We start from the raw sequence: 15,177 nt of genomic DNA on the forward strand, positions 1-15,177 counted from the left end.
AAACAAGATGCCCAAGAGTTACTTCGCCATCCTAGGTGTATCTTCCGGGGCATCTGCGGAAGAGATTAGATCGGCCTATCGCCGTCTGGCCAAGACCTATCACCCCGACCATTTTTCAGGAGACAGCGAGCCTTTTCGCCAGGTGCAGGAGGCCTATTCCGTTCTGAGCGACGAACGCCGGCGCCATGACTACAAGCAGGCGATCGATCGTGCCGTCAAACCGCGCCCGGTGCGCCGGCCGCCGTCGGCTTCCCATTCGGCCCCAGAACCGCTGATTCCGGAATCGCGCCCTGCAGATCTGGGCGATATTTCGCCGGTGACATCGTTCTATACCTTCTCCCCTTCGTTTGACGAAATTTTCGACCGGTTGTGGCAGGGGTTCGGCGACCGGGGACATTTGAAATCGGGTCGATTGCAGCATCTCACTCTGGAGGTCCCGTTGACCCGGCAGCAGGCGCGGGCCGGCGGCACGGCGAGGGTGCTTGTTCCAGCCCGGACCGTTTGTCCCACGTGCCGTGGATATGGCAGCGTGGGGCCTTTCATGTGCGTACGATGCGGGGGCGAAGGGTACGTTTCGGGGGAGATACCTGTATCCGTGGATTTTCCAGCGGGACTCGCCGCCGATCATGCCGTGGTGATCCCTTTGCAGCGCTTCGGTATCGACGATCTGCGCCTGACCGTTCTGTTCAGGCCCACCGACGCCGACCGGTTCTAACCGGTTGTTGAACGACTTCGCCGGATAGCCTGATTCTTACTCTCACGATGGTTGCGCGAGCGGTTGGACACGATCCACCGTCAGGGTGGCCGTTCCCCAGTTCTGCTCGACCCGTCCCTCCAGAAGATAAGGACGGCCGTGGTCGAGCAGGTGACAGAAGCGATCATAAGCCCGGGGAAAGAAAGTGGTCTCTACCACTCCGGTATCGTCTTCGAAGGTGAGAAACTCCATGGGCTCTCCCCGCTGGGTGTGAACCACTTTGCCGGTGATCAGCCACCCGGCGAACCGGACGCGGCACCCTGTCCGCCTGATGACCTCGCGGGCGTCAACTGCGCCGGCCCGGCGCGCCGTGCTTTTGAAAAGCGTCATGGGATGCCGGTCGCAGAGAAACCCCAACACCTTAAATTCCCGGCGCAACCGCTCCATGGGGTCGTCGGGCGGCAGTTCCGGCGGCGCGAGGCGATGGCCGCCACCAAAGAGGTCGGGTGCGCCGGCGGCGGATTTGCGGCCGGCACGCCACTGGGCGAGCACCCATAGGAACTGAGCCCGGGAGAGGTCGGGAGCCAGACGGTCCAGGGCGCCACACAGGATCAAGGCCCGCGCCTCGGCGTCGTCGGGCCGGATACGCTCCCAAAAATCGCTGGGGTCCGCGAAAGGCCGCCGCTCCCGCTGCGCCACGATCCGCCGGGCCGTTTCGGCCGCAAGGCCCTTCACCGCCATCAATCCCACCCGAATGCCATCTCGATCCCCGGTCCATTGGATGCGGCTGCACTGCACGTCCGGTCTTTTAATGGTTACGCCCAGACGGCGCGCCTCGGAGACGTAGGCGAAGGTGCTGTAAAAGCCGCCCTGGTTGTTGATCACCGCGGCCATGAATTCAGCCGGAAAGTGGGTCTTGAGATAGGCGGCCTGGAACGACACCCGGGCATAGGAGGCGCTGTGGGGTTTGCAGAACGAATAGACGGAAAAACTCATCATCATGGCCCACACCGCTTCGATCTGTTGCGGCGTCAGGCCTCTTTCCCGTGCGCCCTGGGCGAAGCGCCGGCGGAAATCCTGTAATCGATGCGCCCGGTCTTTCTGGGACATCACCTTGCGCAGGCCGTCGGCTGCGGCATCGTCGAAACCGGCCAGGGCCATGGCGGCCCGGGAGACATCCTCCTGGTAGACCATGATCCCGAAGGTCTCGTCCAGCACGTCGGCGAGCAGGGGGTGGATGGGCGCCCAGGCGCCGCCGTGCAGCCGCCGGATATACTCCTGGATGAAGCGGTTGGCCGCGGGCCGGATGATGCTGGAGTGGATTACCAGATGATCGAAGTCGCCGACGCCGGATTTTTGCTGGAGCAGGCGCGTGGCCGGGCTTTCGATGTAAAAGCACCCCATGGTGCGGCCCTGGGCCAGGGTCTCCTGGGTGGCCAGGTCGTCTTCGGGGTTCCAGTGGGTTTCATCGAAGGAGGTTCCGTTGGTTCGAACGTTATGGATAGCGTCCCGGATGACGCCCAGGCTGCGGTTGCCCAGCAGGTCGATCTTCACCAGACCGGCGGTTTCGGCGGCGTCCTTTTCCCACTGGATGATGGGTACCCCCTTGGCGGCGCGTTGGACGGGGACATAGTCCTGGATGGGGTTCGGGGTGATCACCACGCCGCCCGGATGAACCGACAGGTAGCGGGGTTTACCGAGCAGCTGCCGGGCCAGGGCCAGAATTTGCGGCCAGGGATCATCCAGGCCCAGCTTCCGGGTTTCAGGGTGGCGTTTGAGGTCGGCCAGCAGGTCGGCTTTTTCATGGCGGTGCCAGAACCAGGGCAAGCGTCCCGTTACCCGTCCGATTTCGGCATCGGTCAGGCCGAACACCTTGGCGGTTTCCCGGATGGCCATGCGGGGTTGGAACAGGATGTGGCTGGAGACCATGGCGGCCCGGGCGCCGTAGTGGTCGAGGACGCCCTGGATCACCCCGTCGCGTTCGTCCCAGGCAAAATCCACGTCGATGTCGGGGGCATCCTTGCGGCCTGGATTGAGAAAACGGCCGAAGTAGAGGTTGTGCTTGATCGGACAGACATTGGTGATACCCAGGCAATAGGCCACCAGCGAGGCCGCCCCCGATCCCCGGCCGCAGGTGCGCGGGCTGTGCTGGACGATGTCCCGCACGACGAGAAAATAGGCACAGAAGTTCATGCGGGCGATGGTTTGCAATTCGTGCTCCAGGCGGTCCACAACCGGTTCGGGCAGATCGCGGCCATAGCGGTGCTGCGCTCCCTGGTAAGCGGCCTCACGCAGCGCCTGATTCGCCGGGCGGCCCTGGGCATCGTGCCAGGGCGGCATGACCAGGCCGAAATCGGGGCCCATGAATTTCAGCTGCGCGGCGATGAGGTGGGTTTGGGCCACGGCTTCGGGGCAGGCGGCAAACCGATGGTAGTAGATCTCGGGTCCGGCGAGCCAGGCATTGGCCGGCGCCGTCTGATCGGCGGGCAGCCGTTCCAGGGTGGTGTTCTGATCGATGGCCCGCAGCAGGCGGTGGCAGCGGTGGTCGTCGGGAGAGAGAAAAAAGCTGCCCGGGGTGGCCACCAGGGGGATCTTCAGCTCCCGGGCGCGTCGCCGTAAGGGGTGGGTGGGCGCCAGGGGCGTGCGCGGCATGGCGGCGTAGACCTGCACGCCGGCTCGGTGCCAGCGGGTCAGCAGATCGGGATCGGCGGTGAGCACGATCAGCCCCCGGGCCTGCGGGGGCAGGGCGCCGGCCAGGTCGAATCCCGCGTCCATATGGCGCCGGGTGAGCAGGCGGCACAATCCGGTATACCCCTCGCCGTCGGCGACCAGGCACACCGCCCGGCGCGCTCTTTGCGGGTCGGTGATGTCGGCTCCCACGATGGGCGTCAACCCCTCCCGGCGACAGGCCTCCAGAAAGGGCCACAGGCCGTAGAGGTTGTCCGTGTCGGTGAGGGCCAGCCGGTCGTAGCCCAGCCGCCGGGCCGCTTGGCAGAGCGTCCGGACCGAGGCGGTGCCCCACATGAGCGAGTGGTGCGAACGGACGGTCAGCGGAATCATTTCAGCCCGTCCACGCGCTGCCCATGCGCACCGCCTGGCCGCCGAAGCGGTCGCGGATCTTATCCATCGCTGCGATCAGGCGTTTTTGCCGCAGCACCGTTTGGCCCTCTTCGGCAAAGAGCGGCAGTTGGGCCGGCGGAAAGACCAGGCGGTCGCAGATCAGGCGCAGATGGCGGACCCGGGTGCGCCGGGAGACGGCCAGGTGCAGGGCGCGGCGGGCCGCGGGAAAAAGGGCCAGGTCGTTGGCCGTGGGCGGCTCCAGGCGGACCTGGCGGACGCAGCGCCGGCCGTCGCTGTAATCCGCGGCCACGGCCAGGCGACGGGCCACCCGACCCTGCTGGCGCAGGCGCCGGCCGGCCGTCGCCACCAGGGTGTGCAGCCGGCTCTCCATGACCGGTAGCGCGTGGACGTCGGTGCCGAAGGTGTGATTCAGGGCCACCCGGGGCGCCGCCTGGTCCACGGCCAACACCGGCGAGGTATCGATACCGCGCAGGGCCGCGTCGATTTCCGCGGCCGGTCGTCCCAGGGCCACGGCCAGTCGGGCGGCCCCAAGACCGACGACCTGGTGGACACGGGTCAGGTTCAATTCGCGCAGCCGGATCAGGTCCGGGCCTTCGATGCCCGGTACGAGCCAGACCGGCAGGGGCGCCAGGAAAGCCGCTTCGCCGCCCGGGGGCACGATGCAATCGCCTTGGGGTTTGACCAGCCGCGAGGCCACCTTGGCGATCAGTTTATTGGCCGCCAGGGACCAGATCGGGTCCAGCCCCAACTCCTTCCAGGCTTGGCTGTGCAGGCGCCGGGCCACGTCCACGGCCGGTCCGAACAGGCGACTGGTGCCGGTTACGTCTACGAACAGGTGGCCGTCGCGATCGCCGGGCTCGATGCGCGGGGAGTAGGGCAGGGCGTGGCGCAGCAGGTCGGCCATGGCCTGCTCATAGCGGGCCGGTTGAGGGGGGCGGATCACCAGGTCACGGCACAGGCGTCCGGCTCGTGCCAGAGGCATGCCTTTGCGCACACCGGCCTGGTAGGCTTCTTCGCTCATGTCATAGACCACGGCCCGGGCCGCCCCTTCGGGCGCAATGATGACCGGTCTCCCTGCCAGGCGCCGGTCCAGGCGTCGTTCCACGGCCACGGCAAAATCGGCCACATTGATATGAATGATGTTTCGGTCCATGGGTTCTGGTGCTTTCGTGCGCCGTTTTCAATGGAACGCCCTGCCGGATGAACGGGTGCAGAGTTCTGTCATGAGCATGTTGGCATTGCGCGGCGCCTGGGCACGCACGTGGTTGTTGAAAAAGGCGATACCGCTATGCGCCCGGGCCGCCATTTTGGGGATGATCGTCCGGCTCCATTGCTGTAACTCGTTCGAACTGTAAAGGTAGTCGAACTGCTTTTGCATGTTGCCCGAGCGCCAGCCCCGGGCATTGCGGCCGTGAAAACGGACGTAGAAGAGATCCGGATTGGTGACCACATCCAGTTTGGGGAACAGGTAGGGCAGATCGGGCGCATCCACCGCCACGAGGGTGACCCGCCGCCGCTGCAACTCGTCGAAGACCGGTGCCAGGGCCCAGGTGCGGTGGCGGAACTCCACGGCCAGGGGCAGCCCCGCCAGGGCATCGAGCAGATGGGCCAGATAACGGCGGTTGGCCGCGTTGCGTTCGAACGTGGGGGGCAGTTGGATCAGGACGGAAAGGAGCCGACCGGCCTGCATCAGCGGCGCGATGCCGTCACGGAACTGGACCGCTTTGCCGCGCCAGCCGTGGGGATCGATTTCGTGGGTCATGGTGCGGGTCAGCTTGGCGGCAAAACCGAAATCGGCCGGCACTTTGGGGAGCATGCGTTCCATGGCCGCGGCCCGGGGCATCTGGTACCAGGTGTAATTGAGCTCGGTCACGCTGAATTGCCGGGCATAGAGCGCCAGCATCTCGCGTGCCGGGGTGCCCGGCGGATAGAAGCCGGCCTCGCTCCATTCCGGATAGGCGTATCCGCTGGTGCCCACCCGCAGCGGGCATGCAGGGGCTGTGTCGAGAGGGACTGAGGGTGTCGCCGATGATGCCGCCGATGATATCATGGATTTTTGTCGCCTTTGCCTTTTTGCCGGATAACACTACGAAACCGCCGCGCGTTGAATGCCGATGACCTTGCCCTGCACCAACACCTCGTCAAAACCGTAAAACATGGACGCAAAATCGGGGTTCTCCGGTCGCAGCTCGATGCGGTTCTTGCGCAGAAAGAAGCGCTTGACCGTGGCCTCCTCGTTGTGCACCAGGGCCACCACGATTTCGCCGTTGCGGGCGTACTGGCGCGGCGTGCAGATGGCCAGGTCTCCGTCGAGAATCGCGGCATCCCGCATGGAATCCCCCTGCACCCGCAGGGCGAACAGGTGCTGCTCCTGGAACAGGGCGGCATCCACGACCACGGTGCCGTCCCACTCCTGCTGGGCATACATGGGCAGACCCGCGGTGATCCGGCCCACGATGGGGACTTCGCGCCAGCGATGCGGTGCGATGGGTTGCTGGGCTGGATTGAGCAGAAAAAGGGTCCGGCTGTAGCGTCCTTCGCGTTTCACGTACCCTTTTTCCTCCAGTGCCTTGAGTCCCTGGGCCACGGCGGCATGGCTGATGCCCAGTTCGGCGGCGGCCTCCCGCAGGCTGGGCGCCTTGCCGTCACGATCGACACTCCGGCCCAGGTAGTCGAAGAGCTGCTGTTGTTTGGGGGTCAGTCGGGGTTGCATGGCCACTCCGTTTTGGTGGTTTTTAAAAATCTATAATCGACGATATGTAAATGTCAATGTAAATATTCATGTTGATTTTAATCGTTACATTCAGAGGGATCGCCGCTTTACAGGTTCGCGGCGGTGGGATATGATCGCCGACCGTTTTCAAGCCATGGGGGATGCATGCCTGACACTTCGGAAAATTTTGATATCGATCGGTTCGTGGATTTGCTCGCCGCCGCATATGCCCAGTGGCGGGCGCCGATCATCACCTTTCTGGCCAACCGCGGCGCGACGCCTTTCGAGGTGCTCGTGTCCACTATTTTGTCCCTGCGCACCAAGGACGAGGTGACGTCGGAGGCGGCGGCCCGGCTCTTTGCCCGGGCACGCACGCCGGAACAGATGTTAGACTTGGGAGAGCACCGGGTGGCCGAGTTGATTTATCCGGTCGGGTTCTATCCGACCAAGGCCAAACGGCTGGTGGAGATCAGTCGGATCATACGGGACGAACACGGCGGCAAGGTGCCCGATACCATGGAGGGGTTGTTGGCCTTACCCGGGGTGGGGCGCAAAACCGCCAATCTCGTGCTGGTGGAAGGCTACGGCCAAGACGCCATTTGTGTGGATACCCATGTGCATCGCATCAGCAATCGCATCGGCTACGTGCAAACCCGCACGCCCGAACAGACCGAGATGGCATTGCGCGACAAGCTGCCGCGCAGGCACTGGATCCGCTACAATGAGCTGCTGGTGGCCTTCGGCCAGGTGATTTGCCGGCCCATATCCCCGTTTTGCAGCCGCTGCCCGGTGGCATGGATGTGTCCGCGGATCGGGGTGGCGAAGTCGAGGTAGGATTCGTTGTGCACTATTTTTTTCGCGGCTGGTCGCCCACCAGCTCTTCCATGGTGATCTCGCCCCGTTTGCTGAACGGGATTTTCCCCGGCCACACGGCGCCGTTCAAGCGCATGTGCCCCTTGACGGCATAGGTCCACTTCTCATTTGAGGTGCCGTTTTGCATGCCCTGGATGAGATGATGGGCGACACCGACCATGTCGATCATGGCGGCGAATACCGTGACCGTAACGATATCGCTGCCGTAGGCGGGGATTTCCCTGTCCGGATTGGCGACGCCATTGGCCAGCCGGCGCCCATTGAGCGACAGGTCGCAATTGATCCCTTGAATCGGCAGGCTATGGTCGTTGGGGTTCGATACCCGCAGATCCACCTGGAATATGGATTCGAATCCTTTGATCTCCTGCAACCGGATGGCGGCCAGACCAATGTGCGGGGTTTCAAATCCACCCCCCAGGGTGGCGCAGCCAAACAGCACGAGTGCCGGGACGAAACCGCACAGGCGCATGATGACCCGCCGGATGGAATGCCATCGCATATGTTGGACTCCTTTAATCCTTCTTGCGGTCCGGAAGGGTCAGCCCTTTAAGCAGTTCCATTCCCTTTTTTTCCAGATCCTGCTTGAGTTCTTTTTCGGTCGGAATGGCCTTTTTAAGAGCCTCCTTGTCCGGCAGCGGTTGTTCCAGCAGGGCTTTGAGATCCGGCTTGAATTTTGGCTTTTCGAAGGTCCCCCCGACGTTGACCGGCACCATCACCCCCGAACGCTCTTTGGCGTCGCCTTGTCCTTTTAGAGTCCCCACGAATTTGGGATCGATGCGGAGGTTCAGGGTTTCCTGGGCCAGGTCGGCCGATCCGCTGGCGGCGACGCGCAGTAAGGGCGATACGAGGTTGGCGACCTCCAAGGTGGTTACACCATTGTCGGCGATAAACTGAACCACCAGTTCGCTGAAATCGGTGCGCGGTTTTTCAGAGGATTTTTCAGCCAGACCGAAGGCCGACTGAACATTGCGCACCATGCCGTCCAGGTCGAGGCCTATGATGGCGCCGTCCTTGAATTGGAGCTTGCCATTGCCGCTCAGGGTCCTGCGAATCGTATCGGCCGTGTCGCCGCTGAATTGAAGATCCAGGGCCGCACTCATCATGCCCTGAATCATCTCTTTGTCGAGCAGGTCCTTGATCAAGGGGGCGGACTGGACACCGGCGAGTGTAACGGTAGCCTTGCTCATCGGTTTGCGGGATTGCACGTTGACGGTGCTTTTTGCGGCCAGATGGCCATCATAGAGCGCCATCCCAAGCGGATCGATCCGAATGATGCCGTCGCGGGCCGTGGCCTTTAACATGATGTCTTCCACGATCATGTTTTTGGCCTTGATGCGGCCCGCTTTCAGTTGCGCATCCAACACGAGTTTACGCAGAGGGGCATAGTCGGTTTCGGCTGTCTCGGGAGTGGGGGTCCGGGCTTTATCCTCTTTGGAAGACTTTTTTTCAGAAGGCGGTGGTAGATAGCGATCCAGATCAATACGATCGAGTTCGGCGGAGAGTTGCAGATCAGGCTTGCTCCATGTCTGACCACGCCCCTGAAAGGTGATTCGGGAGTCGTCCAGCGTCAGCTTTCCATCTGAAATGGCGACCCGATCCGGTTGTCCGGAAACGGTCAAGTCCAGGGCGATGCGATCGAGAACCTGCGGGTCCGCGGTGCTGAAGGGGAGTGCTATGTTGGCCTCCTCCAGCGCTTTTCGCAACGAAAAAGGCGAGACTTGGATGCCGGCGTCAAACCGGGGGGCCTCTAAAACATTTTCGATTTGTCCCTGAATACGTGCATCGATTTTTTTCAGCAAGACGGCCACGATGTCCAACTGGATCGGTTTCTGACCGATGGGGGTACCCAATGGACCGGCCGTTCCTTTCACTCGGATCGGGTGCCCGTTGGCTATGGCATTGAAATCTATTCCGATCGGCTGATCCATGGAGAGATCTGTAAGAATCAGGCCCACATCCTTGATCTCTTGTTTTGTTCCGGCCTCTTGATCCACAATGAGAAACCGACCGTCGGTGATGGCGAACTCTTCGGCTTTGAGGGATTTAATTGGAAGTCCGGTCTTTTTAGCGGATTCTTGCGGCGTCGAGCTTTTCGCGCCCGCAGCGGTCGCGGATTTTGCCGCTTCTCCCAGGCCGTCCAGATTGCTTTTGCCCGTGTTTGATGTTTCCAGGACAATATGTGGGCTTTTGATCACAAAGCGCTTGATTTCATATGTGCCGGTGAGTAGCGGCAACAGTTTGATGCGAACTTCGAACAAACCGACGGAAATAAAGTTTTTTTCACTAAAACCAGAAGGATTTTGAATAGATACATCAGAAAGGGCCAGGCCCACCCACGGGAACACGGAGGGGACGATTTTGCCGCCCAACACGACACGTCGGCCCATAGCATTGCTTGCTTCGGTCTCGATCGCCGGCTTGTACTTCTCGAAATTGATGACCATGGGGGCAATCATGACGGCCACCAGAACAACGACGATCAAACAGACAATGGCAATCAACACCCATTTTAAAGGTTTTGGCATGCAACCTCCATTCGGTAAGGGTACGGTGATTTGTCCTTGTCTCCGGACAATGGCTCGCATCCGGGGTGGGTTCTAATCAATGCGAATGTGGTTTCAAGACAGGATCTGTGCATGACTATCTCAAAGCCCCTTCGAAGTTGCAAGTAACCTAATGCTTTTAACTGGAATGTAAATGCATACCGGAAGGTCGATCCTTGGACGAGTGTAGGTTTTTGGTTTTAATTTTCCTTGTTTTTTCATGCCGATTTGGGCAATTCAAAGGAATATTTTTTATCAACCGTTGGTTTACTGATGATGGATATCTTCGATCAAACCAAAAGTGCACAACCTGCCGAATCCAGGCCCTTGCCCGAGCGTATGCGGCCGCGAACCCTGCAGGCGTTTGTGGGCCATGCCCATGTCGTCGGACCGGGCACCCTGCTGGCCGAGGCCATTCGGAACGACCGGATTTTCTCCATGATCCTCTGGGGGCCCCCGGGTTCAGGTAAAACCACGCTGGCCCGCATCATCACCCAGGCCTCGGGTTCTTATTTCGTTCACTTTTCCGCTGTTTTGTCGGGCGTCAAAGAGATACGTGCGGTGATCGAGGAGGCAAGGGAACAGTTGCACAAACATGGTCGCAGAACGATCCTGTTCGTGGACGAAATTCATCGGTTCAACAAATCACAGCAGGATGCTTTTCTCCATCATGTCGAAAGCGGTCTGTTGACCCTCATTGGTGCGACCACCGAGAACCCCTCCTTCGAAGTGATCGCGCCGCTGCTTTCCAGATGCCGCGTCGTGACGCTTTCGGCATTGACCGAGGCGGATTTGCGAGCCATTTTAAACCGGGCACTCGACGATGTGGAGAACGGTTTGGGACGGTACCGACTGGCACTCAACACCGAAGCGGCAGAGCATCTGATTCGTCTGTCGGGCGGCGACGCCCGGACGGCGCTCAACAATCTGGAGATGGCCGCATTTATGACCCTGGCAAGACAGGGACCGACCCAGGACCAGACGCCGAGGGTAATTGATCTGGATGACGTTGAAAAAGCGGTCCAGCAAAAGGCATTGCAATACGATAAAAGCGGCGAAGAACACTACAACCTGATCTCCGCATTTCATAAGAGCCTGCGCGGCAGCGATCCGGACGCGGCTCTCTATTGGTTGGCGCGCATGCTCATGGCCGGTGAAGACCCCCTGTATGTGGCCAGGCGCATGGTGCGGTTTGCATCGGAGGACATCGGCAACGCCGATCCGTATGCATTGCGCCTGACCATGGCGGCCATGGAGGCTTTTCGATTCATCGGTCCGCCCGAAGGCGAACTGGCGCTGGCCCAGGCGGCCGTCTATCTGGCTACGGCGACCAAAAGCAACAGTATTTACAAAGCCTATGGAAGAGTCCAGGAGGTGATCCGGAAAACGGGCACCCTGCCTGTGCCGCTACATATCCGCAATGCCCCCACGCAACTGATGAAATCCCTGGGTTACGGTCGTGATTACCAGTATGCCCACGACCATAAGGACGCCTTTGTACCCCAGCACTATCTTCCCGAGCAGCTGCAGGGCAATATCTATTACTTTCCCCAGGAACGGGGGTATGAGAAGCTGATCAAACAGCGAGTCGACCATTGGCGGCAGCAGTTGGCCGGTCAGAAAACGAAAAATACCTGAGCCATTCCCGCCTTTTTCTTCAAAATTCTGACTATCGGATGTCTGCCCCATTGCGCCGATGGGTTGGTATTTTTATTCGTCATCAACATGCCAATCGATAAAAGTTGCCTCACAACCCTGGCAATCATTGCGCATTGATTTATTTTATTAATAGTTTTCGTGCCGGTGGCCGCTCGGTCTGGAGGAGGCAATCGGCTCGGGCCTTGGGTTATTTTAAGGAACATTTAACCGTAAACAATTTGAGAAGAGAGGATTGTCTTATGTCTCAATTGATTGCCTGTAAATCCAAAAACGGCATTGTTCTCGCTGCGGACGGCAAAGCGGTTGATGTGGATATGAATGGAAATTTGATCGAGCTCAAAGTGGATCGACTGCATCAGTTGTCCAACAATGCCGCGATTTTGAATGGCGGGGCCGCCGCGGGTGAATTCATGTGCCATTCGCTGAAGCAATTCGTCTATGGTGAAAACTTGACGTATGTGGACGAAATCTACCAGGCGGCATTGCCTTATTTGGCGACGGAGTATGAACGGTTCATGCGCAAGACCTGTGAAATTCGACCTATCGACCCCATCCACCAGGTCACCTTCATTCTGGGCGGATACACCAAGAATGACCCTGAAAATCCCTTTCGCATGTACCTGCTGTGGACCAAGCGAAAACTGCCTCTGCTGGACAGCGACGAGATAGGAACCAGTTTCAGCGTGCCGCGTATTATCAAGCTCGAGCACCGCCTGCACCAGATCGTCCAGCAAAGTGGTGAGTTGGACCGCGTGATTACGGTCGTTCGCAAGGAGATGGAACGGTTGGCCGAAATCGACGATGAGGTGTCCGAACCGCTATCATACGCTTACATCACCGAAGACGGTTTCAAACAGCTTTAAACTGAAAAAAGGTCTGTGCCCTATTGCTGGCCAGACCTTTTTTATCATGGCATGGTGCCCCCGGCAGGAATCGAACCTGCGGCCAACAGATTAGGAATCTGCTGCTCTATCCCCTGAGCTACGAGGGCATTGATATGGTCAGCGAGATATCATAGCAGCCGGCAATTTGAAAGAGGCAGCTTGCTCGGAACGCCGGACAAAATGGTTTCTTGGCCCCACCTGAGAGTCTCCGGATTCCGGTCAGGCTGTACTTGCGGCCGTCGGGGGCGCTTACTCGATGAAAAGCTTCTGGCCGGGGAAGATTTTGCTGTGAGCCGTCAAGCGGTTGATTTTTAAAAAGCGCTGCAAGGCCATATTGTGCTTTTGAGCGATAGTGAACGGGCTGTCACCGCTTTTGACATAATAGGTGGTCAACTGGCTGGCATCGGGCAAGGGTTCAGGTTTGTACCCGGGAATGTTGAGTTTTTGACCGATATAAAGATTGTTGGAGGTCAGGTTATTCAGGGCGACAATCTGTTTAACGGTAGTCTGGTACCGGTTGGCGATGTTCCACAGAGAATCCCCCTTGTGGACGTGGTGCACACCAGAAAAATCCTTCTTTGATAGTTGCTGTTGGGCGGCAACCGCCGCCACGCTTCCTCGGACGGGTATCTTGAGGCGCTTTCCGGCGCGAATAAAGTGCGAACTGCGCAGGTTATTGGCCCGCATGATGTTCGTTACACTGGTGCGGTAGCGTTTGGAGATGGTGCCGAGGGTTTCACCCCTTCGGACGCTGTGCCAAACAAATGCCCTTTGCGGCACGTTGCTCGTCGGCATGGTATCGAGCGCGGCCAGGAGTTTGTCAGCATGATCGGTAGGGACTCTGAGCGAGTAGGGCTCGGGCGGCAGGATGGAGTAGCGCAGTTCGGGGTTGAGCTCCTGTAGGTCGGCCAGCTCCGCGCCGATGGCTTGACCCACGTCTTTAAGGTGAACCTGGCGGTTGATTTCTACCTCTTCATACACAAGGGGGGGGTCGAAGGCAACCTGTTCCAGTCCATACTTTTCCGGATTCTTGACAATATGCAGTGTCGCGAAAAAGCGGGGCACATAACGGGCGGTTTCAAGGGGTAGTCGCTGGTACAAATCCCAGAAGTTGTCGAGATAATTGATATTTTGGGTTTGGATAACCTTCAGGACCCGCCCCTCGCCGCAATTGTAAGCAGCAAGCACCGTCGCCCAGTCGCCGAAAATATTGTGAAGTTCTTTCAAGTAAGCGATTGCCGCATCTGTTGATTTAATAAAATCAATACGTTCGTCTATATACTGGTCGCGCTTCAAACCGAATTTATAGCCAGTGGAAGGTATGAACTGCCAGAGCCCCAGCGCGCGCGCCTTGGAAAGGGCCTTCACCTTGAAATTGCTCTCGATCAGAGGCAACCATGAGAGTTCTTCCGGAAGGCCCGCTGCTTTCAGAGCTTGCAATATATAAGGACGGAATTTGCCTGAACGCTGATAGGCGCTTATAAAATATGGTTTTTCTCTGCCTGTGGTAAACGAGCGCAACTCCGCTTCGATGTGGCGGTTCATCTCCATCGGTATCTCGTCATGGTGACCATTGACGACGATGTTACGGGAGGCATAAATTTCAAGAATGCGTTTGGAAATCAGAAAACGAAGGTCCTCTTTTTGCTGGAGAAGCTTGGCTTCCTGTTTGGAATCGATCTCCAGGATCAGCGAATATGCCTTGTCCAAGGCCTCAAATGCGATATCGAGCTCTCCTTTTTGCCAGGCCGACTGACTGACCTCGCAAAAGTCCAGTGCTTCGTCCAGTCTGGCCTGCGCCTCCTTGTCGAGGACGGCGTTCTCTTTCATGTCCGCAAGGCATTCGGCATCATCAGGTGCGCATGCCTCGGCAGCCGTGTTGGTTGTGTCGGCACCGTCGATCGCTGGCGTCTCAATGGCATCACTGAGGGCGGCCACCTCATCGCTGGAGGATTCAGCTTCGGTTAATGGGGTTTGTTGTCCAGCGGCGGGTTCCTCGCCAAACCGGGAAACGTCGGATTGTTCGTTTTGAGCTCTCACCGACGGGTTAAGGCGATCAGTTGCTTGGCTGCGGCCTGAGAAGGGCATGCTGCTGCATCCCCATGATAGAGCGATAACCGTGATTGCCGAAAAAAGTATCAAGTTGCGTTTCAAGGCTTTTCCATCCCTGTTTTCAGGTTCGTGCACCTGGTTTGAATAATGAGCGGTTGAAAATGCGGGTCAGTGGTCGTATTTAATCGGTCTGAAACACATTATGCGCGTTTTTTGGCTGCACGATACCATATGTCTTGCTGTTTTTGTCAAGTAATTATCGACAAATAAACAAAGTTATAGAGCATATCGGCCCTGCGGCTGCGATCTTGAGTCCGAAAGTCATTTTTTTTACAAGGGTCGAAAATATCGATAGACGGAAGGGTGCGTAGTCACAAAATGTGTTAAACATAGAAAAAAAGAGTAAATAGGAGATAGTGAAACATTAACAAGAATAAATGAGAATATTTCTCATTTTTGATAAAAATATGGAAATTTATAGGTTTGTTTTTTACCCTCCATATGAGTAAAAGATGCATTTTTAGTTATCTCGACGCTATTAAAGGGCTTCGAGAGGATCTTTAATATGAATGATTGGTCAGATATTAGACGCCAGCGTAGCTCAGTCGGTAGAGCTACTGATTTGTAATCAGTGGGTCGGGGGTTCGAATCCCTCCGCTGGCTTCAGGATATGAATGC

Annotated in this window: 11 protein-coding genes and 2 tRNA genes; 5 read left to right on the top strand and 8 right to left on the bottom strand. The window is 58.4% G+C overall.

The window, feature by feature from the left end; translation table 11 throughout:
- Positions 1–7: 7 nt before the first annotated feature.
- Positions 8–715 carry a DnaJ domain-containing protein gene (locus DFT_RS08150; RefSeq protein ID WP_054030722.1) on the top strand — a complete coding sequence of 236 codons (708 nt, stop codon included), beginning with the start codon at positions 8–10 and terminating at the stop codon, positions 713–715.
- 42 nt (positions 716–757) lie between these two features.
- Here DFT_RS08150 and DFT_RS08155 read toward each other — a convergent pair whose 3' ends face one another.
- Genes DFT_RS08155 through lexA form a run of 4 tightly spaced genes read right to left on the bottom strand, consistent with a single transcriptional unit; the run spans position 758 to position 6,488 of the window.
- Positions 758–3,754, bottom strand: a complete 2,997-nt coding sequence (locus DFT_RS08155) for a DNA polymerase III subunit alpha (RefSeq protein WP_054030723.1) — start codon at positions 3,752–3,754, stop codon at positions 758–760.
- A gap of 1 nt (position 3,755) precedes the next feature.
- Positions 3,756–4,928, bottom strand: coding sequence for a DNA polymerase Y family protein (locus DFT_RS08160; protein ID WP_054030724.1), 1,173 nt, complete (start codon positions 4,926–4,928; stop codon positions 3,756–3,758).
- A 27-nt stretch (positions 4,929–4,955) separates the two neighbouring features.
- Positions 4,956–5,825 (bottom strand): DUF72 domain-containing protein, encoded by an 870-nt coding sequence (locus tag DFT_RS08165; protein ID WP_083453392.1) that lies wholly within the window; start codon positions 5,823–5,825, stop codon positions 4,956–4,958.
- Between the two features lie 36 nt (positions 5,826–5,861).
- Complete coding sequence (gene lexA, locus DFT_RS08170) at positions 5,862–6,488, bottom strand: transcriptional repressor LexA (RefSeq protein ID WP_054030725.1); 627 nt, start codon at positions 6,486–6,488, stop codon at positions 5,862–5,864.
- Positions 6,489–6,653: 165 nt separating this feature from the next.
- On the opposite strand from lexA, the gene DFT_RS08175 reads away from it, so the two are divergent.
- On the top strand, positions 6,654–7,322 hold the full coding sequence (locus DFT_RS08175) for an endonuclease III domain-containing protein (RefSeq protein WP_054030726.1): 669 nt from the start codon (positions 6,654–6,656) through the stop codon (positions 7,320–7,322).
- Positions 7,323–7,335: 13 nt separating this feature from the next.
- Here the strand turns inward: DFT_RS08175 and DFT_RS08180 are convergent, their stop codons facing one another.
- Both DFT_RS08180 and DFT_RS08185 read right to left on the bottom strand, forming a co-directional pair.
- Entirely contained in the window at positions 7,336–7,860 is a 525-nt protein-coding gene (locus tag DFT_RS08180; protein ID WP_054030727.1) for an LEA/WHy family protein, read from the bottom strand.
- A gap of 13 nt (positions 7,861–7,873) precedes the next feature.
- Positions 7,874–9,886, bottom strand: a complete 2,013-nt coding sequence (locus tag DFT_RS08185) for an AsmA family protein (protein ID WP_054030728.1) — start codon at positions 9,884–9,886, stop codon at positions 7,874–7,876.
- Between the two features lie 291 nt (positions 9,887–10,177).
- Here DFT_RS08185 and DFT_RS08190 point away from each other — a divergent pair, with 291 nt between their 5' ends.
- Both DFT_RS08190 and DFT_RS08195 read left to right on the top strand, forming a co-directional pair.
- Positions 10,178–11,542 carry a replication-associated recombination protein A gene (locus DFT_RS08190; RefSeq protein WP_054030729.1) on the top strand — a complete coding sequence of 455 codons (1,365 nt, stop codon included), beginning with the start codon at positions 10,178–10,180 and terminating at the stop codon, positions 11,540–11,542.
- A 260-nt stretch (positions 11,543–11,802) separates the two neighbouring features.
- The gene (locus tag DFT_RS08195) at positions 11,803–12,426 is read left to right on the top strand and encodes an Ntn hydrolase family protein (RefSeq protein WP_054030730.1); all 624 of its coding nucleotides are present in this window, start codon (positions 11,803–11,805) and stop codon (positions 12,424–12,426) included.
- A 52-nt stretch (positions 12,427–12,478) separates the two neighbouring features.
- Here DFT_RS08195 and DFT_RS08200 read toward each other — a convergent pair.
- Together DFT_RS08200 and DFT_RS08205 are read right to left on the bottom strand one after the other, a co-directional pair.
- Positions 12,479–12,554 (bottom strand) — tRNA-Arg (locus DFT_RS08200).
- A 142-nt stretch (positions 12,555–12,696) separates the two neighbouring features.
- Positions 12,697–14,601 (bottom strand): lytic transglycosylase, encoded by a 1,905-nt coding sequence (locus tag DFT_RS08205; RefSeq protein ID WP_152971901.1) that lies wholly within the window; start codon positions 14,599–14,601, stop codon positions 12,697–12,699.
- 488 nt (positions 14,602–15,089) lie between these two features.
- On the opposite strand from DFT_RS08205, the gene DFT_RS08210 reads away from it, so the two are divergent.
- Positions 15,090–15,162: transfer RNA gene (locus tag DFT_RS08210), tRNA-Thr, on the top strand.
- The last annotated feature ends 15 nt before the right edge of the window (positions 15,163–15,177 follow it).

Origin of the sequence: Desulfatitalea tepidiphila, assembly GCF_001293685.1 — a bacterium.
Classification (GTDB): domain Bacteria; phylum Desulfobacterota; class Desulfobacteria; order Desulfobacterales; family Desulfosarcinaceae; genus Desulfatitalea; species Desulfatitalea tepidiphila.